Origin of the sequence: Zoogloea sp. (assembly GCF_028693495.1) — a bacterium.
In the GTDB taxonomy this organism is placed as follows: Bacteria; Pseudomonadota; Gammaproteobacteria; order Burkholderiales; family Rhodocyclaceae; genus Zoogloea.
On record NZ_JAQUVG010000071.1, the window covers coordinates 1 to 18,722 of the forward strand.

Annotated in this window: 17 protein-coding genes, 2 tRNA genes and 3 pseudogenes; 18 read left to right on the forward strand and 4 right to left on the reverse strand. The window is 64.2% G+C overall.

What is annotated here, in order from left to right:
- A pseudogene (locus PHD22_RS11905) lies at window positions 1-840 on the forward strand (hypothetical protein); the annotation flags it as partial.
- Window positions 841-922: 82 nt separating this feature from the next.
- On the opposite strand, the gene PHD22_RS11910 reads toward PHD22_RS11905, so the two are convergent.
- Together PHD22_RS11910 and uvrB are read right to left on the reverse strand one after the other, a co-directional pair.
- Window positions 923-1,417: a low molecular weight protein-tyrosine-phosphatase gene (locus PHD22_RS11910; protein ID WP_299866971.1), complete on the reverse strand. Its 495-nt coding sequence runs from the start codon at window positions 1,415-1,417 to the stop codon at window positions 923-925.
- A gap of 78 nt (window positions 1,418-1,495) precedes the next feature.
- Window positions 1,496-3,574 carry an excinuclease ABC subunit UvrB gene (gene uvrB, locus PHD22_RS11915; RefSeq protein WP_299866929.1) on the reverse strand — a complete coding sequence of 693 codons (2,079 nt, stop codon included), beginning with the start codon at window positions 3,572-3,574 and terminating at the stop codon, window positions 1,496-1,498.
- A 117-nt stretch (window positions 3,575-3,691) separates the two neighbouring features.
- Between uvrB and PHD22_RS11920 the strand changes: the two genes are divergently transcribed.
- The 10 genes and pseudogenes from PHD22_RS11920 (at window position 3,692) to PHD22_RS11965 (ending at window position 8,464) form a co-directional block, all read left to right on the forward strand.
- The gene (locus tag PHD22_RS11920) at window positions 3,692-4,900 is read left to right on the forward strand and encodes an amino acid aminotransferase (RefSeq protein WP_299866931.1); all 1,209 of its coding nucleotides are present in this window, start codon (window positions 3,692-3,694) and stop codon (window positions 4,898-4,900) included.
- Between the two features lie 103 nt (window positions 4,901-5,003).
- Window positions 5,004-5,079, forward strand: a tRNA-Asn gene (locus tag PHD22_RS11925).
- Between the two features lie 53 nt (window positions 5,080-5,132).
- Window positions 5,133-5,208, forward strand: a tRNA-Asn gene (locus PHD22_RS11930).
- A 530-nt stretch (window positions 5,209-5,738) separates the two neighbouring features.
- On the forward strand, window positions 5,739-5,906 hold the full coding sequence (locus PHD22_RS11935; RefSeq protein ID WP_299866934.1) for a hypothetical protein: 168 nt from the start codon (window positions 5,739-5,741) through the stop codon (window positions 5,904-5,906).
- 30 nt (window positions 5,907-5,936) lie between these two features.
- Window positions 5,937-6,755, forward strand: a pseudogene (locus PHD22_RS11940) (IS5 family transposase).
- A gap of 86 nt (window positions 6,756-6,841) precedes the next feature.
- Window positions 6,842-7,141 carry a type II toxin-antitoxin system RelE/ParE family toxin gene (locus PHD22_RS11945; protein WP_299866937.1) on the forward strand — a complete coding sequence of 100 codons (300 nt, stop codon included), beginning with the start codon at window positions 6,842-6,844 and terminating at the stop codon, window positions 7,139-7,141.
- Window positions 7,138-7,449 (forward strand): addiction module antidote protein, encoded by a 312-nt coding sequence (locus PHD22_RS11950; protein ID WP_299866939.1) that lies wholly within the window; start codon window positions 7,138-7,140, stop codon window positions 7,447-7,449. Before PHD22_RS11945 ends, PHD22_RS11950 begins: the two co-directional genes overlap by 4 nt.
- Window positions 7,446-7,736, forward strand: coding sequence for a BrnA antitoxin family protein (locus PHD22_RS11955; RefSeq protein WP_299866941.1), 291 nt, complete (start codon window positions 7,446-7,448; stop codon window positions 7,734-7,736). The genes PHD22_RS11950 and PHD22_RS11955 overlap by 4 nt, the downstream gene beginning before the upstream one ends.
- Before the next feature lie 79 nt (window positions 7,737-7,815).
- Window positions 7,816-7,997, forward strand: a pseudogene (locus PHD22_RS11960) (IS5/IS1182 family transposase); the annotation flags it as partial.
- 62 nt (window positions 7,998-8,059) lie between these two features.
- Window positions 8,060-8,464, forward strand: coding sequence for a type II toxin-antitoxin system VapC family toxin (locus PHD22_RS11965; protein WP_366520730.1), 405 nt, complete (start codon window positions 8,060-8,062; stop codon window positions 8,462-8,464).
- A gap of 1 nt (window position 8,465) precedes the next feature.
- Here the strand turns inward: PHD22_RS11965 and PHD22_RS11970 are convergent, their stop codons facing one another.
- On the reverse strand, window positions 8,466-9,584 hold the full coding sequence (locus PHD22_RS11970; RefSeq protein WP_299866943.1) for a Fic family protein: 1,119 nt from the start codon (window positions 9,582-9,584) through the stop codon (window positions 8,466-8,468).
- 151 nt (window positions 9,585-9,735) lie between these two features.
- Between PHD22_RS11970 and PHD22_RS11975 the strand changes: the two genes are divergently transcribed.
- From PHD22_RS11975 to pabB, 7 genes are all read left to right on the forward strand, one after another.
- Complete coding sequence (locus PHD22_RS11975) at window positions 9,736-10,107, forward strand: hypothetical protein (protein ID WP_299866948.1); 372 nt, start codon at window positions 9,736-9,738, stop codon at window positions 10,105-10,107.
- A 419-nt stretch (window positions 10,108-10,526) separates the two neighbouring features.
- Complete coding sequence (locus PHD22_RS11980; RefSeq protein ID WP_299866951.1) at window positions 10,527-11,621, forward strand: acyltransferase; 1,095 nt, start codon at window positions 10,527-10,529, stop codon at window positions 11,619-11,621.
- Window positions 11,622-11,779: 158 nt separating this feature from the next.
- A complete protein-coding gene (moaA, locus tag PHD22_RS11985; protein WP_299866954.1) occupies window positions 11,780-12,868 on the forward strand; it encodes a GTP 3',8-cyclase MoaA in 1,089 nt (362 codons plus the stop codon).
- A gap of 67 nt (window positions 12,869-12,935) precedes the next feature.
- Entirely contained in the window at window positions 12,936-14,210 is a 1,275-nt protein-coding gene (gene glp / locus PHD22_RS11990) for a gephyrin-like molybdotransferase Glp (RefSeq protein ID WP_299866956.1), read from the forward strand.
- A gap of 133 nt (window positions 14,211-14,343) precedes the next feature.
- Window positions 14,344-15,255: a hypothetical protein gene (locus PHD22_RS11995; protein ID WP_299866959.1), complete on the forward strand. Its 912-nt coding sequence runs from the start codon at window positions 14,344-14,346 to the stop codon at window positions 15,253-15,255.
- A 142-nt stretch (window positions 15,256-15,397) separates the two neighbouring features.
- Window positions 15,398-16,534, forward strand: coding sequence for a polyphosphate kinase 2 (gene ppk2, locus PHD22_RS12000; RefSeq protein ID WP_299866962.1), 1,137 nt, complete (start codon window positions 15,398-15,400; stop codon window positions 16,532-16,534).
- Between the two features lie 88 nt (window positions 16,535-16,622).
- Window positions 16,623-18,407 (forward strand): aminodeoxychorismate synthase component I, encoded by a 1,785-nt coding sequence (pabB, locus tag PHD22_RS12005; RefSeq protein ID WP_299866965.1) that lies wholly within the window; start codon window positions 16,623-16,625, stop codon window positions 18,405-18,407.
- Window positions 18,408-18,422: 15 nt separating this feature from the next.
- On the opposite strand, the gene PHD22_RS12010 is transcribed toward pabB, so the two are convergent.
- On the reverse strand, window positions 18,423-18,722 hold a 300-nt coding region (locus PHD22_RS12010), incomplete at its 5' end, for a hypothetical protein (RefSeq protein ID WP_299866968.1).

An 18,722-nucleotide genomic window follows, 5' to 3' on the forward strand; every position in this document is an offset into this window, starting at 1 on the left:
GTCCCCGAGAGCAACGCAGTCCAGAGCACAGCGGAAGGCGAAGCTGCCAATGAGCGCCGCCGCAGCCGTCGTGGTCGTCGTGGCGGTCGCCGCAACGAAGAACCCGGCAGCACCGACGCCAGCAGCCAGGGCGAACTGGAGATTGGCGAGCAGAGCAACGCCGCCACCGAAGCCGCTCCGGGCCCGGTCGTCGCAAGCACTCCGGAGGCCGCCGTGATCAGCGACCCGGTCGTGGTTACGGACGCCGCCAACAGCACGCCCCTGGAAACCACCACTCCGGTGGCCGACACGCCTGCCCCAGCGGATGCGCCCCCCGCGCCTCCGGCCAGCAAGGCAGACACCCCGGACCTGATCGAGCAGGCCGTGCAGACTGCCGGACACCCGAGCGTGATCGAGAGCCCTGCAGCCATTCAGCCCGGGACAGGCACCCCGGACAATCCAGCAGAACCCGCCGCCGTGCCCCAGGAAACCCCTGCGGACGACGTCGGCAGCGCCAGCACCCTTGCTGCCACGCCGGTGACGGAGATCGCTGCTGCCCCCCTGGAGCCCCTGGCCGCCCCCATCGTGGACAAGCACGTCGTGGAAGTCATGGTCCCTCCCCAGGAAAACATCAGCGCCGAGATCAGGCCTGAACCGGCCCCGGTCGCCGCCACAAGCACTCCGCTTGCCGCCCCTGCAGATCTGGAGGCCAGCGGCCTGGTGCTGATCGAAACCCGAAGGGATACGGCCCAGGCCTTCGCCCCGGTGGAGGCTCCCGTCCAGCCCCTGGGTCGCCGCCGCCGCTCTGCCCAAGCGGTTGCAGAGGAACCGTTGGTTCAGGTGGAAACCGGTCAGAAGTAGGATCCACGATCGTCAAAAAGGCCAGCCCCGCGGGGCTGGCCTTTTTGCATGGTGGCGGCAAACCGGTTGATCCGGAGCAGGATCAGGTAACGGAATGACGCTGACGCTCCAGTTCCGGACGAATATCCTCAAGCAAGCCTTGTACCGCATCCTCACACATGTCCAGAACCGCATCGAAGCCCGTTGCCCCCCCGTAATAAGGGTCTGGCACGTCGTCACGCTTGAAACGCCGGGCATAGCTCATGAACATCCTGACCTTGTGCCGGCAGCCTTCCGGCGCTCGGTCCTGCAGATAGTGGAAGTGCTCCCGGTCCATGGCCAGCAACAGATCGAACTCAAGAAAATCCTTTGGATCCACCTTGCGAGCCCGCAGGCGGGAAAGGTCATAACCTCGTCTCTGGGCGGCTGTCCGGGTACGGGGGTCAGGCACCTCGCCTGCGTGATGACCCTGAATGCCGGCTGAGTCCACAGCGACCAGATTCTCAAGACCTTCCACGCTCAACCAACGCCGTGCGACGCCCTCCGCTGTCGGAGACCGACAGATGTTGCCGGTACACACGAACAATATTTTCATTATGGGGTTCCCTCCTCCCGGCAATTTAAACAGCCGGCGGGCGGAACGTACAAGGGCGAGGACCAATTTCGTCTAAATCTCTCAGCCAGTGGCCTTAGGTGAAGGAGCCGGATCATGCCCGTCAGCGCCGAAGGCCTGCTGCCGGAGCCGGAACAATTTGTCCCGGGTCGCTGCCGCCTTTTCGAACTCGAGATTGCGGGCGTGCTCCTGCATTTCCTTCTCCAGCTGACGGATCATCCTGGCCAGGGCTTTCTCGTCCATGGCCGCATAATCGGCGGAGCGGGCATCGACCACGACCGGAGCATCCCCGGAGCCCCCATCATAAACACCGTCGATAATGTCCTTTATGCGCTTTGTCACGGACCTGGGCGTAATCCCGTGGGCCTCGTTGAAGGCAATCTGCCTGGCCCGGCGTCGCTCCGTTTCACCCATCGCCGCTTTCATGGAATCGGTAATCCGGTCCGCATAGAGAATCGCCGTGCCATGGAGGTGGCGGGCTGCCCGACCAATGGTCTGGATCAGCGACCGCTCCGAACGCAGAAAGCCCTCCTTGTCCGCATCGAGGATGGCCACCAGCGACACTTCCGGAATGTCCAACCCCTCCCGCAGCAGGTTGATCCCCACCAGCACATCGAACTCCCCCAGGCGCAGGTCACGAATGATCTCGACCCGCTCGACGGTGTCGATGTCCGAGTGCAGATAACGCACCCGGATACCGTTCTCGGCCAGATACTCGGTCAGATCCTCGGCCAGACGCTTGGTCAGCACCGTGACCAGGATCCGCTCCTGCACGGCCAGACGCAGCTTGATCTCGCCCAGCAGATCGTCCACCTGGGTGGTGGCCGGCTTGACGATGATGATCGGATCCACCAGCCCGGTGGGGCGCACCACCTGCTCCACCACCTGCCCCTGGTGCGCCTTCTCGTAGGCTGCCGGCGTTGCGGAAACAAACACGGTCTGAGGCAACAGGCGCTCGAACTCCTCGAACTTGAGGGGCCGGTTGTCGAGCGCGGAGGGCAGCCGGAAGCCGTACTCCACCAGATTCTCCTTGCGCGAACGGTCGCCCTTGTACATCGCCCCCACCTGGCCGATGGACACATGGGATTCGTCGATGAACATCAGGCCATCCTTGGGCAGGTAGTCGATCAGGGTCGGTGGCGCATCGCCAGGGTTGCGCCCGGACATGTGGCGGGAGTAGTTCTCGATACCCTTGCAGAAACCCAGTTCATTGAGCATCTCCAGGTCAAAGCGGGTGCGCTGCTCGATACGCTGGGCCTCCACCAGTTTGCCGGCCTTCTGGAAAGTCTCGATGCGCCCGCGCAACTCCTCCTTGATGGCCTCGACGGCACGCAAAACCGTGGCCCGGGGCGTGACGTAATGGCTGGACGGGTACACGGTGAAGCGGGCCAGCTTCTGCTTGAGGTGGCCGGTGAGGGGATCGAACAGGGTCAGGTGCTCGATCTCATCGTCGAACATCTCGACCCGCAGGGCATGCTCGGCACTTTCCGCAGGAAAGATGTCGATCACGTCACCACGCACCCGGAAGGTGCCACGCTTGAAGTCCACATCCGCACGGGTGTACTGCATGGCCACCAGGCGCTGCACCAGGTCCCGGTGGACAACCCGCTCGCCCTCCCGCAGATGCAGGACCATGCTGTGATAGTCGCCCGGATCGCCGATGCCGTAGATGCACGACACTGAAGCCACGATCACCACATCGCGCCGCTCCATCAGGCTCTTGGTGGCCGACAGGCGCATCTGCTCGATGTGCTCGTTGATCGCCGAGTCCTTCTCGATGAACAGATCGCGGGATGGCACGTAGGCCTCCGGCTGGTAGTAATCGTAGTAGCTGACGAAATACTCCACCGCATTCTCGGGAAAGAACTCCCGGAACTCCGAGTACAGCTGTGCCGCCAGGGTCTTGTTGTGGGCCAGCACCAGGGCCGGACGGCCGCAGCGGGCGATCACGTTGGCCATGGTGTAGGTCTTGCCCGAGCCGGTGACGCCCAGCAGGGTCTGGAACATCAGACCGTCACCAATGCCCTCCACCAGCTTGCGGATCGCCTCGGGCTGGTCGCCTCCGGGCTGGAACGGCTGATGGAGCCGGAACGGGCTCCCCTCGAAAGTCACCACTCGCCCGCTATCGGATTGATCGGCCATGATAAAATTTCAAATTCAAGTCTGTCGGTAAGGTCCGGATCCAATTCCGGACAAACCACATTATCGCCCGGCGGAGCGCCCAAAGCGCCCGCCCCCTTCGCCCCTTTTGGAGAACCCATGAGCTCTTCGATCTTTGCTGCGGTGGAAATGGCCCCCCGCGATCCGATTCTCGGTCTGAACGAAGCCTTCAACGCGGATACCCGCAGCACCAAGGTCAACCTCGGCGTTGGCGTTTACTTTGACGACAACGGCAAGATCCCCCTGCTCGGCGCCGTCAGGACCGCCGAAAAGGCCCGCCTCGAAGCGGCCCCCCCCCGTGGTTACCAACCCATCGAAGGCCCGGTCAACTACAACAACGCAGTGCAGACCCTGCTCTTCGGTGCCGGCAGCGCCCTCATCCGTGACGGCCGCGTTGTCACCGCCCAGGCTCTCGGTGGCACAGGTGCCCTCCGGATCGGCGGCGACCTGATCAAGCGCGTGGCCCCGGGTGCCACCGTCTACATCTCCGACCCCTCCTGGGAAAATCACCGCGCCCTGTTCGAGGCTGCCGGCTTCCCGGTGGATACCTACCCGTACTACAACCCGGAAACCCGCGGCGCCAACGCCGAGGCCATGATCGCCAAGCTCAACAGCCTGCCGGCCGGCTCGGTGATCGTACTCCACGCCTGTTGCCACAACCCCACCGGTGCGGATCTGACCGAAGCCCAGTGGGCCGAGGTGGTCAAGGCCTGCGCCGAGCGCGGCCTGATTCCCTTCCTCGACATGGCCTACCAGGGCTTTGCCGACGGGATCGAGCCGGACGCCGTGGCCGTCAACCTGTTTGCCGCCTCCGGCCTGTCCTTCTTCGTCTCCAGCTCCTTCTCCAAGAGCTTCTCGCTGTATGGCGAACGCGTCGGCGCCCTGTCCATCGTCACCCAGAGCAAGGACGAGTCCGCCCGCGTGCTGTCCCAGCTCAAGCGCGTGATCCGCACCAACTACTCCAACCCGCCGATTCACGGCGGCGCCGTTGTGGCTGCCGTGCTGTCCACCCCCGAACTGCGCCAGCAGTGGGAAGACGAACTGGCCGGCATGCGGGACCGCATCCGTGCCATGCGTACTGGTCTGGTGGAACAACTGGCTGCCCGCAAGGTGGACCAGGATTTCTCCTTCGTGATCAAGCAGCGCGGCATGTTCTCCTACACCGGGCTCACCGCCGCCCAGGTGGAGCGCATGAAGGACGAATTCGGCATCTACGCCGTCGGCACCGGCCGCATCTGCCTGGCCGCGCTGAACAGCAAGAACATCGAATACGTGGCCGACGCCATCGCCGCAGTCATCAAGGCCTGACCGCCCCCTTTCTTTGCCCCCCAGGGAGGTAAAGAAAAGATGAGTCGCGCAAAAAAGTCTTGACACCTTTTGGAGCCCTGCCTATACTGCGCGCCTCAGATGTTCCTCGATAGCTCAGTCGGTAGAGCGCCGGACTGTTAATCCGTAGGTCCCTGGTTCGAGCCCAGGTCGAGGAGCCAACAATTTGCAGCAACACGAAATCTTCACGGTAACGTGCTGCTAACCCGTCAGATCCTCGATAGCTCAGTCGGTAGAGCGCCGGACTGTTAATCCGTAGGTCCCTGGTTCGAGCCCAGGTCGAGGAGCCAAGACAAGCAAGCAGAAAAGCCAATCCGCAAGGGTTGGCTTTTTTGTTGCCTGGTCGATCTCTGGTCCGCGGTTTTCGATGCCGGGCGCGGGATCACGCATCAAGGCGCGGCCGCTCGCTGCCACCGCCCAATGCGTCGCGAGGGCAGCCCCAGCTGCTTGTCACGCCACGCCCCCCGCTTCCGAAGCCTCTGCGGCTCGACTGCAGCCCCCTTCCGGCCACATGCTCCCGCCTGCTGCCACGGTATCGCCGTCACGCGGCACCGAGAAACACAGCCTCTTCAACGCCGCCATCCACCACACGACCGGCACGGACCGGCCCTCGGGCGGACTCCACGCAGCAGATCACTCTTGGAGTCAATCTCTGCAAGGGGGTCTATATGCAGTACGCCAATTGACACCCCCCCGTGCAGGTTCATTGCGCTGCCCCCTACCGGAACACCAACGCATAACCAAATCGCTGTGGCAGCCCCAAGGTTGAGCCACGAAAGCGCTGCTGCCGAAGGGTTATCGCAAGTCCGAGATGCGGCGCGTGCAGCGCAAGCTGCCGGCGGCATTCCGAGCCTACGGCCTGCGCGACGCCGAGATCGCCGTGCTCTATGTGCTGTGGGTGCTGTGGTTCTGCGACCGCTATCTGGGCATCAAGGGTTTGTCGGCCACCGCGAGCGGCTTGTCGGTCCGCCTAGAGCCTGTGTCCTGAACCATGCCATAGCCTTAAGATTCGCGGTCTATGGCAGGCCGCAAACCCTACCCGACCGATGTCAGCGACGAAGAGTGGGCCTTCGTCGCACCTTATCTGATCCTCTTTCCGCTTGATGCCGGTCCGCGCCGGCACGATCTGCGCGAAGTGTTCAACGCGCTGCGCTACGTGGTGCGCACCGGCTGTCCGTGGCGGATGCTGCCCAACGACCTGCCGCCCTAGTCGCACGTGCATCAGCAGATGCAGCGCTGGTTCAAGGCCGGCTGTTTCGAGGCCATCGTGCACGACTTGCGCATGCTGCTGCGCCTGGCCGATGGGCGCACACCCCATCCCTCTGCGGCCATTCTGGACAGCCGGACGCTGCAATCGACCCCCACCAGCGGTGCCCGCGCCGGCTACAACGGGGCCAAGCGCAAGAAGGGCTCGAAAGTTCATCTGGCCGTCGATACGCTGGGCAACCTGCTGGCGCTGCATGTCACGCCGGCCAACGAACAGGATCGGGATCAAGTCGGCCAGTTGGCCGAGGCGATCCAGGACGTGAGCAATCAGGAGGTGACCCTGGCCTACGTCGATCAGGGGTATACCGGCCAGAACCCCGCCAATGCAGCCCTTGAACACGGCATCACCCTCGACGTGGTCAAACTCCCCGAGGCCAAGCGGGGATTCGTGCTGTTACCCCGGCGCTGGGTGGTCGAACGCAGTTTCGGTTGGGCAGCGCGCTTTCGCCGCTTGGCCCGGGATTACGAACGCTTGCCCGAAACCTTGGCTGGAGTGCACTATCTGGCCTTTGCCTGCCTCATGCTGCCCCATCTGGCCGATGCCACGAACATCGTTCAGAACATGCTCTAGTCGGGCTCTGGATCGGACGAAATCAGCAGAGATGACACTAGGCGGTTTGGATTGCTCAAGTGTAATCCATAGGCTACACTCGATTCATGCTTGAAATCGTTCAAAGTACGACCTTCTCACGCTGGCTCGCCAAGCTGAAGGATCGGGCTGCCGTCATGCGCATCAATGCCCGGATCCGCCGTGTGGCAGAAACCGGTAACTTTGGTGATACCAAGCCGGTCAGAGATGGTGTCAATGAAATCCGCATCGACTACGGCCCGGGTTACCGGCTCTACTACCTACAGCATGGGCCAATCATCGTGGTGCTGCTTGCCGGTGGAGACAAGAGCACCCAGGACGCCGATATAAACCGCGCGATCGAGATTGCGAAGGAATGGAAACCATGAGCGAACAATTTTCCCGCTGGGACCCTATTGATCACCTTCAATCCGAGGAAGACATGGCGATGTATCTGGACGCCTGCCTTGAAGAAGATCCGGGTGACGGGAGCGTCGTGCGCGCGGCGCTCAATGACATCGCCCGGGCCCAGGGCATGACCCAATTGGCCAAGGCAACCGGAATCACCCGTGAAGGCCTCTACAAGGCACTTTCACCCGCCGGCAACCCGGAGTTCTCGACGATTCTGAAGGTTATCAAGGCTCTGAAGATCAAGCTCCACGCATCTGCCGGCGGCGAGCCGTTAGCGACTGCATGAGCAAGGCGCGCAGTAGCAAGCTGACCCCACCAGCACAGATTGAAGAGCTAAAGGCTCTGAGTGGCCTGCCAGACGAGGCCATCGACTACTCGGACATTCCGGTGAGCACACCAGCCAACTGGCAACAGGCCCAGGTCGGCCAGTTCTACCGGCCGATCAAGCAGCAACTGACGCTGCGAATCGACGCGGATGTTGTCGGCTGGTTCAAGGCACAACAGGACAAGGGTTATCAGACACGGATCAACGAATTGCTGCGACGTGCGATGCTCGAGAATGGGAAGCGCTGACAGTCGGCACTGGGTGACCTATAAGAACTTGTCCGTAATTAACCGATAATACGGCTTTCGTTCTGCTGAGTCCGGGTGCATGGGAGCCAAGTCCTGGGAAGTGACGGATGCATTCTGGAGCCGCGTTGGGCCGCTGATTCCGGCCAAACGTGAGCGCGACCCGGAGAAAAGTTTCGTCCGCAAACCCGGCGGTGGGCGCAAACCCAAGCCGGCGCGGGTGGTTTCGAGGCCGTCGTGTTTGTGCTTCGCACGGGCTCAGAGCATGACTCAACTGGCGAAAGCAACCGGAATCACCCGCGAAGATCTCTAAAAAGCGCTTTCACCTGCCGGCAACCCAGAGTTCTACACAAAGGAGATGGGCGTGCCGAACACAATCCTTTCGAGCCGGGAGGCTTACTGCCTGGGCGGCAGGCGTACCCGCCTCTGAATTGTTTCTCTCCGCCATCTCTGTGCTGGAGCTTGAGATGGGCGTCCTGCTCGTCGAACGCCGCGATTCTGCCCAAGGCGCAGTCCTCCGTAGCTGGCTCAATAAGCAGGTCCTTCCGGCCCTCGCGGATCGCATCCTGCCGGTGGATGCCGCCGTGGCCCGACTGCACGTACCTGATCCGCGGGCGGAGCGGGATGCACTCATGGCGGCCACCGCTCTGGTGCACGGCCTGACAGTCGTCACCCGCAACATCGCGGACTTCGAGGCGACGGGTGTCGGTCTGCTGAACCCTTGGGCCTAAGCTACAGCGTGTTCAACTCGTACCCCGTACTCCGCCCTCCCCCTGCCATCTTCCGGAGCACCCCGCGGGCCAGCAGATCGTTGATGTCCCGCAGCGCCGTATCTGCCGAACACTTGGCGATGGCCGCCCACTTGCTGCTGGTGAGCTTGCCCTCGAAGCCATCCAGCAGCCGATGGAGCACCTTCACCTGCCGCTGGTTGAACGGCGTGGCCGCCCAGCGCTGCCAGAACCGCGCCTTGATCAGCACCGCATCGAGCGTGTGCTGGGCCTGATCCACCGCGCGGCGCAGGCTCTCCAGAAACCAGACCAGCCACGCCGTGACATCCAGCGTGCCCTTCTGGGTGCGTTCGAGAATCTCGTAGTAGGCCTTCCGGTCCCTCTGAATCTGTGCCGACAGGCTGTAGAAGCGCTGGGGACTGCCATCCGCACGAGCAAGCAGCAGGTCACCTACGGCCCGGGCGATCCGTCCATTACCATCGTCGAATGGGTGCAACGTGACGAACCAGAGATGTCCGAGGCCTGCCTTGATCAGCGGGGGCTCGCCGGAGTCGGCGTTCAGCCAGTCCAGGAATCTCGCCGTCTCTGAAGGAAGCTGCTCTGCAGGCGGCGCCTCGAAGTGGACCTTCTGCCGCCCCATCGCTCCAGAGACCACCTGCATCGGCCCATTGGTGTCATCCCGCCAGCCCGCCACCTTGATCCGCGTCATCCCCGAATAACCCGTCGGAAACAGTGCTGCGTGCCAGCCGAACAGACGTTCCGCGGTCATCGGCTGCGCCGAGTTGGCCGTTGCATCCAACACCATCTCGACCACGCCTTCGACGTGGCGATCGACGGGCGCTAAGGCGCCGACGTCCACACCCAGCCGACGGGCGATGCTCGAACGGACGGAGGCGACATTCAGGTGTTCCCCCTCGATCTCGCTGGTCTTGACGACATCGTCGGTGAGCGCGAGCAGACTGGCTTGATCGCGGGTCGCGGCCCCCACGTCGGTAAGGCGCCCAAGGAGCATGCCCTGGGCCCGACTGACGTCAGCCAGACGGCCTGCCAGTGCTGCAAGGTCATAACGCCAGTGAGGCCAATCCGGCGCCTGCCAGATATAAAGGTAATCGTCGTGATTCATGCGGCGATTATGGGTGGCTTTCACCGTATGGACAAGAATATCACCGCAGGAACTGCGGCGATTGGCACCTGCATTATCCGCATGGATGATGGATCAAGGGGGCGATGATGAAAGCGCCCCTGGCTCAGGAGCAAGTCGGCCCGAAGAAGACATGGCGGTGTATCTGGACGCCTGCCTGGAAGAAGACCCAGGTACGTATCGGCGGTTCCCTCTTTCGTCCGGCAGATCTCGCCTGATGTACCTGCGCGATACCAACGTCGTCTCCGAGCTTCGAAAAGCAAAGGCGGGCAAGGCAGATGCAAGGCTTACTGCCTGGGCGGCAGGCGTACCCGCCTCTGAACGGTTTCTCTCCGCCATCTCCGTGCTGGAGCTTGAGATGGGCGTCCTGCTCGTCGAACGCCGCGATTCTGCCCAAGGCGCAGTCCTCCGTAGCTGGCTCAATAAGCAGGTCCTCCGCCCTGACGCTCATAATCTCGTCGCCATCGCAGGCCAGGGGTCATGTCCGGTGTTCCGGCCGCAATGACCTCGCTATGGTTTCCCTCTTCCGGAGTGTTGGTCCGCAGGTCCCTGGTTCGAGCCCAGGCCGCGGAGCCAAGACAGGCAAGCAGCCCGGGCCCGGATCGCCAGGGACTCCTCTTGTTGCGCAATGCAGCAATCACGGGAACTTTGTCGTGTCGCCCCTCTCTTTAACGGGGTATATCAGGTTGCACTGCAGCACCTCCATCCGAGGAACGCCGCCCGGATCCGCTCCGACCCCGTCGGAAGGCCGCCCGGGCTCCTGCAGGCAAGGGGGGCTCCCAAGGCACCCCGGGCGGGACGCCGTTGCGTCGCGCCCCCTCCACCGGATCCAGCCACCGTGCAGGTCCCCTTTCCGCTGATTTTGCCTGTCGCGCCGCCACTCCGGCATGCGCGACCGGCCTGCCTTGAAGGAAACCAAATCCCGTGTCTTCCACGATCCTGCCACCGTCGTCTCCTCCCCTCCCCTTCGTCGTCGCCCTGCGCGCCGTGGCGGCGCTGATCATCGTCTGGCACCACTTTGCCCTCTACCCGCCCCTGCGGGACTGGGCCGCACCGCTGGTGGGGGAGTTGCTGGGCTGGTTCGAGCACCACGCCCGCACCACCCAGGTCTTCTTCGTGGTGGGGGGATACGTGATGGCACGCGGCATGGATGCCCGTCGCTGGGACGGGGAACAGGTCCGGCGCTTCGTGCTGCAACGCTACCTGCGCCTCGGCCTGCCCTACCTGGGGGCGATCGCCGTGGTGCTGCCCGCCTATCTCTTCGCCCGGGGGTGGATTCCCGAGGCAGTGCTGGGCTCCCCCGTCACCTGGCCCCAGCTGCTGGCCCACCTGTTCTTCCTGCAGGACATCCTGGGTTACGAGTCCCTGTCGGCGGGCTTGTGGTTCGTCTGCATCAACCTGCAACTGAGCCTGATCTACATCACCTGCCTGTGGCTGCGGGACGGGACCCTCGCCCGGCGGATCGACTTCGTGGGGATCGCCGGCTGGACCCTGGCGGCCCTGTCCCTCTTCCACATCAACCTCAACCCGGAATGGGATCGCTGGTCCCTGTATTTCTTTCCCTACTTCTTCATGGGGGTGGTCGTGCACAGGGCCCTGCGAACCGGCGGCCAGAGCCGGGAGTTCTGGCTCTACCAGCTGATGCTGGTGGCGGCCATGGGCTACGAGTGGCGCTGGCGACTGCTCATCGCCGTGCTGGTGGGGCTGCTGCTGTACGGGGCCGAGCGGACCGGCCTGGGCGCCCGCTGGCCCCGCAACCGGGTGGTGGCGTGGCTGGGCGGCATCTCCTACAGCCTGTTCCTGATCCACTTTCCGGCCCTGGTGCTGGTGGGGTCCCTGTGGGCCCACCTGGAATGGACCACCCCCGAGGCGGCGGTGGCAGGGCTGGTGACCGCCTTCTTCCTGAGCCTCGCGGCGGGGGACCTGTTCCATCGCTGGATCGAGCAGCCCGCAGCCCGCCTCGCCCGCCGACACACACTCCTGCCGCCGCGCAGCGGGAAGTTGCAGCCGGCCCGCTGAAGCCACGCCCGGTGCGTGGCCGGTTGCTCTCTGCCGGCAGTCCCACCATAATTTTGCGGGGGCGCATCCTTAGCCCATGCGGCCCTTAACACAGGACAAGGCACGGGCGTCTGTTTCCGCCTATAACCGTCGGCACCCCCGCTCCGCTCCAGCACAGCATGAACCAGAGAGTCATCCCCCTCGCCGACGAACGACAACTGCGGCAGATTCCGTCGGTACCGACCCACCCGGTACAGCCCACCGGGCGCCTGGCCGACACGCGCCAGCGCCTGCTCAAGGATCTGCGCATCTCGGTCACCGACCGCTGCAACTTCCGCTGCGTGTATTGCATGCCGAAGGAGGTCTTCGACAAGGAGCACGCCTTCCTGCCCCGCAAGTCCCTGCTGTCCTTCGAGGAGATCACCCGGCTGGCCCGGTTGTTTGCCGCCCATGGCGTCACCAAGATCCGCCTGACCGGAGGGGAGCCTCTGCTGCGCCGGGGGATCGAGGACCTGATCGCCCAACTGGTGGCGATTCCGGACATGGAGGTGACCCTCACCACCAACGGCGTGCTGCTCCCAAAAAAGGCGGTGGCGCTCAAGGCCGCCGGGCTCAGGCGCATCACGATCAGCCTGGACTCCCTGGACGATGCTGTCTTCCGGGCCATGAACGACGTGGACGTGCCGGTCGCTGACGTGCTGCACGGCATCGCCGCAGCCGAGGACGCCGGCCTGGGACCGCTCAAGATCAACATGGTGGTCAAGCGTGGCCTCAACGATCATGAAATCCTGCCCATGGCCCGTCACTTCCGGGACTCGGGGCACATCCTGCGCTTCATCGAGTTCATGGACGTGGGCAGCTCCAATGGCTGGCGCATGGACGACGTGGTGCCCTCCGCCGAGGTGATCCGACGCATCCACGGGGAGACGCCCCTGGAGGCCATCGACCCCAATTACCCCGGGGAAGTGGCCGAGCGCTGGCGCTACCGGGACGGCGGTGGCGAAATCGGTGTGATCTCGTCGGTCACCCAGGCCTTCTGCGCCACCTGCACCCGGGCCCGCCTGTCCACCGAAGGGCAGCTGTACACCTGCCTGTTCGCCCAGAGCGGCCACGACCTGCGCACCCTGCTGCGAGCAGGCCACAGCGACGCGGTCCTCTCTGGCGTGATCGGTCAGATCTGGTCCGGACGCGGCGACCGCTACTCGGAGATCCGCACCGCCGAGACCGCCGCCCTGCGCAAGATCGAAATGTCTTATATCGGAGGCTGACGCACGCCCTCCCGCCGCGCCGGCCTATCATGCGCAGCAGTCTCTCCGCCCACGACCAGGACGCCCGATGCTCCCCCTTGCCCAGCACTTCGGCCGGCAGGCCGGCTATACCCCCCAGGACCTATCTCCCGATCTGGGACGCCAGCTGATCCTCGATACCGTCGAACCCGTCAGCGGCGTGGAGTGTGTCCCCCTACGGGAGGCCCTCGGCCGGATTCTTGCCAGGCCGGTCATCAGCCCCATCGACGTGCCTCCTCACGACAACTCGGCGATGGACGGCTACGGCCTGCGCAGTGCAGATCTGGCCGCGCAGGCCGAAACACACCTGAAGGTCGTCGGCCAGGTGCTGGCCGGGCATCCCCTCGACACCCGGATCGGCCCTGGCCAGGCAGTGCGCATCATGACCGGCGCCCGACTGCCTGCGGGTGTGGATACGGTGGTGATGCAGGAGCGGGTCAGGCTCGACGGCGACACGGTCATCATCCCGGCTGGCCAGCACGGCGGGCAGAACACCCGCCGCCAGGGAGAAGAGCTCCGGGCCGGGCAGCCCGCCCTCGCCGCGGGCAAGCTGCTCCGGCCCGCAGAGCTGGGCCTGGTGGCCTCCCTGGGGACCGGCGAGGTGATCGTCCGGCGCCGCCTGCGGGTCGCCATGTTCTCCACCGGAGATGAAGTGGCCAGCGTGGGCACCCCGATCCAGCCCGGCCAGATCTACGACAGCAACCGCTACACCCTGTTCGGCATGCTGACCCGCCTGGGCTGCGAGGTGATCGACCTGGGCCTGATCCCGGACGTGCCGGAGACCCTGGAGGCCACGCTGCAGGAAGCTGCCGCCATGGCCGACGTAGTCATCACCAGCGGGGGCGTCTCGGTGGGCGACGCCGACTTCACCCGGGTCCTGCTGGAACGCCTGGGTGAAGTGCTGTTCTGGAAGGTTGCCATGAAGCCCGGCCGCCCGATGGCCTTCGGCCGCATCGACCAGGGCACCGGTGGCGCCTGGCTGTTCGGTCTGCCGGGTAACCCGGTGGCCGCCATGGTCACCTTCTACCAGCTGGTCCGGCCGGCCTTGCTGCGGCTGGCGGGGATGGATCCGGTCCCGGCACCGGTCCTGCTGCAGGTACCCTGCCAGAGCCCCCTGCGCAAAAACCCCGGACGCACCGAGTATCTGCGGGGTGTGCTGGCAACGGACGGCACGGGCTGGACGGTGCGCCCCACAGGGGGCCAGGGCTCCGCCATGCTCAGCTCCATGGCGGAAGCCAATTGTTTCATCGTCCTGGACGCCCGGCAGGGCAACGTCAGCGCAGGAGAGACCGTCAGTGTCCAGATTCTGGACGGTATTGTGTGACTTTACCTACAGCTTGAGAGTGAATTTACAGATCGACATCATGATCCAAGCCAATATGAGGCAGAATTTCGCGCCTGCAGCAAAATGCTGAAACATATTCGGGCTTCCCCTCAACCACCAGCAAGAGCGGATCATGGAAGACAACGTTCCGGAAGGCACCAAACGCCTCATTGACGGTCGAGAACGGGTTTATTACTCGGGTTACTGGGTCAAGACCTATGAAGTGCCGGAAGACACCCTGCAGGCCAAGCGGAAACTGATCGGCGCCCTCACCCGGCGCCTCTTCAACCACGTGGAGCACGGTCTCAACATTCCCGGCAGCCGTCTCAACGAAGCGCGCAAGAGCTACGAGGAGGAGAGTGATACGGACCGGCGGCGGGTCAAGGGGGCGATGTTGGCCGGCGCCCTGTTCAACCGGGCCGCGGACATTTTCACCAAGCTCGTCGAACTGCAGAGCGTCGGCATCGAGATCCAGTCCGACAATGCGCTGATGCGGGAATGCGGGCGCTGCCTGCAGGAAGCCCTCGGCCTGGGCCGGCTGGTGCTGCACCGCTCCGGGGAAGAAGGCATCGACGAACTGTGGGGCGAGCCCTTCAAGGCCTTCTCGATCCCCCTGGAGGACTTCTACGAAAGCCGCTACGTCAAGATCGGCCTGACCCTGCGGGACATCGACCGGGTGGCCGAAGCCATCGCTGCAACCTTTGAACCGATCGCCAACTTCAGCGGCATCGAGAAGCATGTGCGGGCCTTTGCCAAAGCGGCCAAGACCAAGACCGAAACCCTGCGTACCGACCCGGAAATCTTCGACATCTGGACCAGCTTCGTCACGGCGGCCGAACGCATGTGCGGCCACTTCAATGCCGCAGCCGTGCCTGACAACATCGACGAACAACACCTGGCCGCCGATGGCCGGCTGCTCCTGCAGCAGGGCCGCGACCTGGTGAGCTACATCACCCGGGCCCGTACGCCGATGCCCAAGAGCACAACCGACTACATCGAGCGGTGCAAGGCCTATGCCGAGCGCTGCGCCAGCCGCCAGGGCTGATTCCCTTTCCCTGGCGGGAACCCATTGCAGCGCCCCTCCGTTGGGCAGAAAATGCCGCTAGCACTCACGTGCTCGCCAGCGTTCGACCTGTGTTGTGCGATGACGAGTGCGTCCGATTCGCCTGACAACAAGAAAGGTCGCCATGAGCAGCAAAACAGACAGTCCCGGCAAACCTGCCGCCCCCCGGCGTGCGGATGAGGGGGACATTGCCCCCCGGAACACCCCCGAAGCCATCGAAGAATACGTGGTCAGCGAAGCGCTTGCCGCCGCCCATGACGCAAAGGCTACTGCGGTCAGCGACATCGTCGCCACACTGGCCAGGCACGACACTCACAGCATTGCCGAGACCCTGCAGGCCATCATGGCAGGAGCCTCTCCGGACGATGCGGCCATCCTGCGCAAAGCCCTGCTGGCCGAGGATGAGGCGGTCTACAAGAAGCTCCCGTCCCATCCGGACGACGAACTGGCCGACGGCTGGCGTGAAGGCGCCTATCCCTACAAGAACCTGATGTCCCGCAAGGCCTATGAAAAGCAGAAATACCGCCTGCAGGTGGAACTGCTCAAGCTCCAGGCCTGGGTCAAGGACACGGGTCAGCGGGTCGTCATCCTTTTCGAAGGTCGCGATGCCGCCGGCAAGGGGGGCACGATCAAGCGCTTCATGGAGCACCTCAATCCGCGGGGCGCCAAGGTCGTGGCTCTGGAGAAACCCACCGAGACCGAACGGGGCCAGTGGTATTTCCAGCGCTATGTACAGCACCTTCCCACCGCCGGAGAAATCTCCCTGTTCGACCGCTCCTGGTACAACCGGGCTGGAGTCGAGCGGGTCATGGGCTTCTGCTCCCCGGACGAATACCTGGAGTTCATGCGCCAGACACCCGAGTTCGAGCGCCACCTGGTACGCAGCGGCGTCCATCTGATCAAGTTCTGGTTCTCGGTGAGCCAGCAGGAGCAGCGCCGCCGCTTCAAGGAACGGGAATCCCACCCGCTCAAGCAGTGGAAGCTCAGCCCCATCGACATGGCCTCCCTGGACAAGTGGGACGAGTACACCAAGGCCAAGGAGGCGATGTTCTTCCATACCGACACCGCCGACGCCCCCTGGACCGTAATCAAGTCGGACTGCAAGAAGCGCGCACGCCTCAATGCCCTGCGCTACGTACTCCACAAGATGCCCTACACCAACAAGGATCTGGAGCACATCGGCCCCCTGGATCCGCTGCTGGTCGGCCGGGCCCATGTGGTGTATGAACGGGGTGAGCACGCCGGCAGCCCCCTGCTGTAAAACCCGCTGTGCGCCTCCCTGCAACGGGCCCTCCCGGGTCCGTTCCGGCAGGTGCCATACCTGGCGATGACGGGTTAAACTCCGCCGGGTGCCTGCCTCGAACCCCACCCTGCCCTTCGCCCTTTTCGATCACAACCTGCCCGGTCATGGGCCGATGGGCGCCTGGCTGCTCACCGGCCTTCAGGAAACCCTGCAGGTGCGTAACCCGAGCGCATGCCAGGACACACTCCTGCGCCTGGAAACAGCAGCCCGCGAAGGGGCCTGGGTGGCCGTCGCGGCCACCTACGAACTCGGCCACGCCCTTGAACCCTGCCTGCACAGGCTGCTCCCCACCGATGACCGGGTACTCCTGAGCGGATGGATCTTCGAGCAGGGAGAATGGCTCGACCATGCCGCCTGCGAGGCCTGGCTCGAAGCCCGCGCGGAGAGCGCCACCGGCGGTATCGGTGGCCTGCGGGCAGGCATCAGCGAAGCCGATTACCTGAACCGCATCGCACGCATCCGCCGCTACATCGCTGACGGCGACTGCTACCAGGTCAATTTCACCTTTCCCCTGGAAGGCCAGCTGTTTGGCAGCCGGCCAGCCCTCTACCAGGCCCTGCGGGCCGCGCAGCCGGTCCGCTTCGGCACCTACATCGAGCATGCGGACGGCTGCATTCTGTCGCGCTCCCCGGAGCTTTTCATCGAGCGCAGCGGAACGACCCTGCGCAGCCAGCCCATGAAAGGCACCGCCGCACGCCAGAGCGACCCGGCCCTGCTGGCCGCCTCTGCCAAGGACCGGGCAGAGAACGTGATGATCGTGGACCTGATCCGCAACGACATGGGCCGCCTTGCCCCCGCAGGAGGCGTACGGGTGGAGGATCTGTTCCACATCGAACCCTACCCAACTGTCTGGCAGATGACCTCGCGGGTCATCGCCGAACCGGTGAACGCCTCCCTGCCCGAGATCTTCCAGGCCCTGTTTCCCTGCGGCTCCATCACCGGCGCCCCGAAAATCCGGGCCATGCAGCGCATCCACGAACTGGAATCCGTGCCCCGGGGCGTGTACTGCGGCGCCCTGGGCTGGATCCGGCCGGGAGGCGACTTCCGCTTCAGCGTGCCGATCCGCACGCTACTCGCCGATACCCGGGGCAACGCCAGCCTGCACGTGGGCAGCGGCGTGGTCTATGACTCGGAGGGACCGGCAGAATGGGCAGAATGTCATCTCAAGGCCCGCTTCCTGACCCGCCTTCCCAAAGGCCTGCGACTGATCGAGACCCTGCGGTACGAGCCCGCGGAAGGCGCTCCCTTCCCCTTTCTGGGCGAACACCTGGAGCGGATGCGTGATTCGGCCCGCTGGCTGGATTTTCCCTTCGATGAATCCGCCTTCCGTGCAAGGCTGGCCGCAGTCACCGGCGGGAGTGCCTTGCGGGTACGCATCACCCTGGGTCAGGCCGGCGACTTCACCCTGGAGCAGTTCAGCCTGACCAGAGGCGCCCCCGGCCCCAGCCCAAGCATCGTCCTGTCCCCCGAACGGGTGGACAGCCGCGACCCACTGCTCCGTCACAAGACGACCGCCCGGGCTCTCTACGACCGGGAATTGGCCCGGGTGATGGCGGATGGACATTTCGACGTGCTGTTTCTCAACGAGAACGACGAACTGGCTGAAGGCGCCCGCAGCAACCTGTTCATTGTCCGGAACGGAACACTGCTGACCCCCCTGGAGTCGGCCGGACTTCTGAACGGGGTACTGCGCCGGCGGCTGATCCGGGCCGGCCAGGCCCAGGAGTGCAGTCTTACCGTGGACGACCTCAGGAAAGCCGAGGCCATTTACATGGGGAATGGCCTGCGGGGCCTGGTGCAGGTTCGCCTGGCAGACGACCTGCCCTGCTGAGCCTGCCGCCCGGGCTTACTTGGCGCTCTTGCCCTTCGGCACCACGGCCAGTCCTTCCACCAGCGCCTTGACGCTGTCCGCGTTTTCCTTCAACAGGAGTTGCACACCTGCCCGCAGCAATTCGGACTTGGTGCAGATACGGCCCGTCTTGGCCAGGCCTTCCCGCAAGCTCTTGAGCTGGGCATGTTCGCTCTTGGGCATTGAAAAGGAATCCCGCACGACCTTTTCACGGCTGGCCTTGGCAGGTTTTTCGAGCTTTTCCACCTTTTCGGGTTTGGCGACCTTGACCGGCTTCTCTGCCTTGAGGGCCTTCGG

Coding starts and splice junctions, on each gene's coding strand:
- PHD22_RS11975 (WP_299866948.1), top strand. CDS start 9,736: ATGGCGGTGTATCTGGACGCCTGCCTGGAAGAAGACCCAGGTACGTAT.
- PHD22_RS11955 (WP_299866941.1), top strand. CDS start 7,446: ATGAGCAAGGCGCGCAGTAGCAAGCTGACCCCACCAGCACAGATTGAA.
- PHD22_RS11950 (WP_299866939.1), top strand. CDS start 7,138: ATGAGCGAACAATTTTCCCGCTGGGACCCTATTGATCACCTTCAATCC.
- PHD22_RS11995 (WP_299866959.1), top strand. CDS start 14,344: ATGGAAGACAACGTTCCGGAAGGCACCAAACGCCTCATTGACGGTCGA.
- uvrB (WP_299866929.1), bottom strand. CDS start 3,574: ATGGCCGATCAATCCGATAGCGGGCGAGTGGTGACTTTCGAGGGGAGC.
- PHD22_RS11970 (WP_299866943.1), bottom strand. CDS start 9,584: ATGAATCACGACGATTACCTTTATATCTGGCAGGCGCCGGATTGGCCT.
- moaA (WP_299866954.1), top strand. CDS start 11,780: ATGAACCAGAGAGTCATCCCCCTCGCCGACGAACGACAACTGCGGCAG.
- glp (WP_299866956.1), top strand. CDS start 12,936: ATGCTCCCCCTTGCCCAGCACTTCGGCCGGCAGGCCGGCTATACCCCC.
- PHD22_RS11945 (WP_299866937.1), top strand. CDS start 6,842: ATGCTTGAAATCGTTCAAAGTACGACCTTCTCACGCTGGCTCGCCAAG.
- PHD22_RS11920 (WP_299866931.1), top strand. CDS start 3,692: ATGAGCTCTTCGATCTTTGCTGCGGTGGAAATGGCCCCCCGCGATCCG.
- ppk2 (WP_299866962.1), top strand. CDS start 15,398: ATGAGCAGCAAAACAGACAGTCCCGGCAAACCTGCCGCCCCCCGGCGT.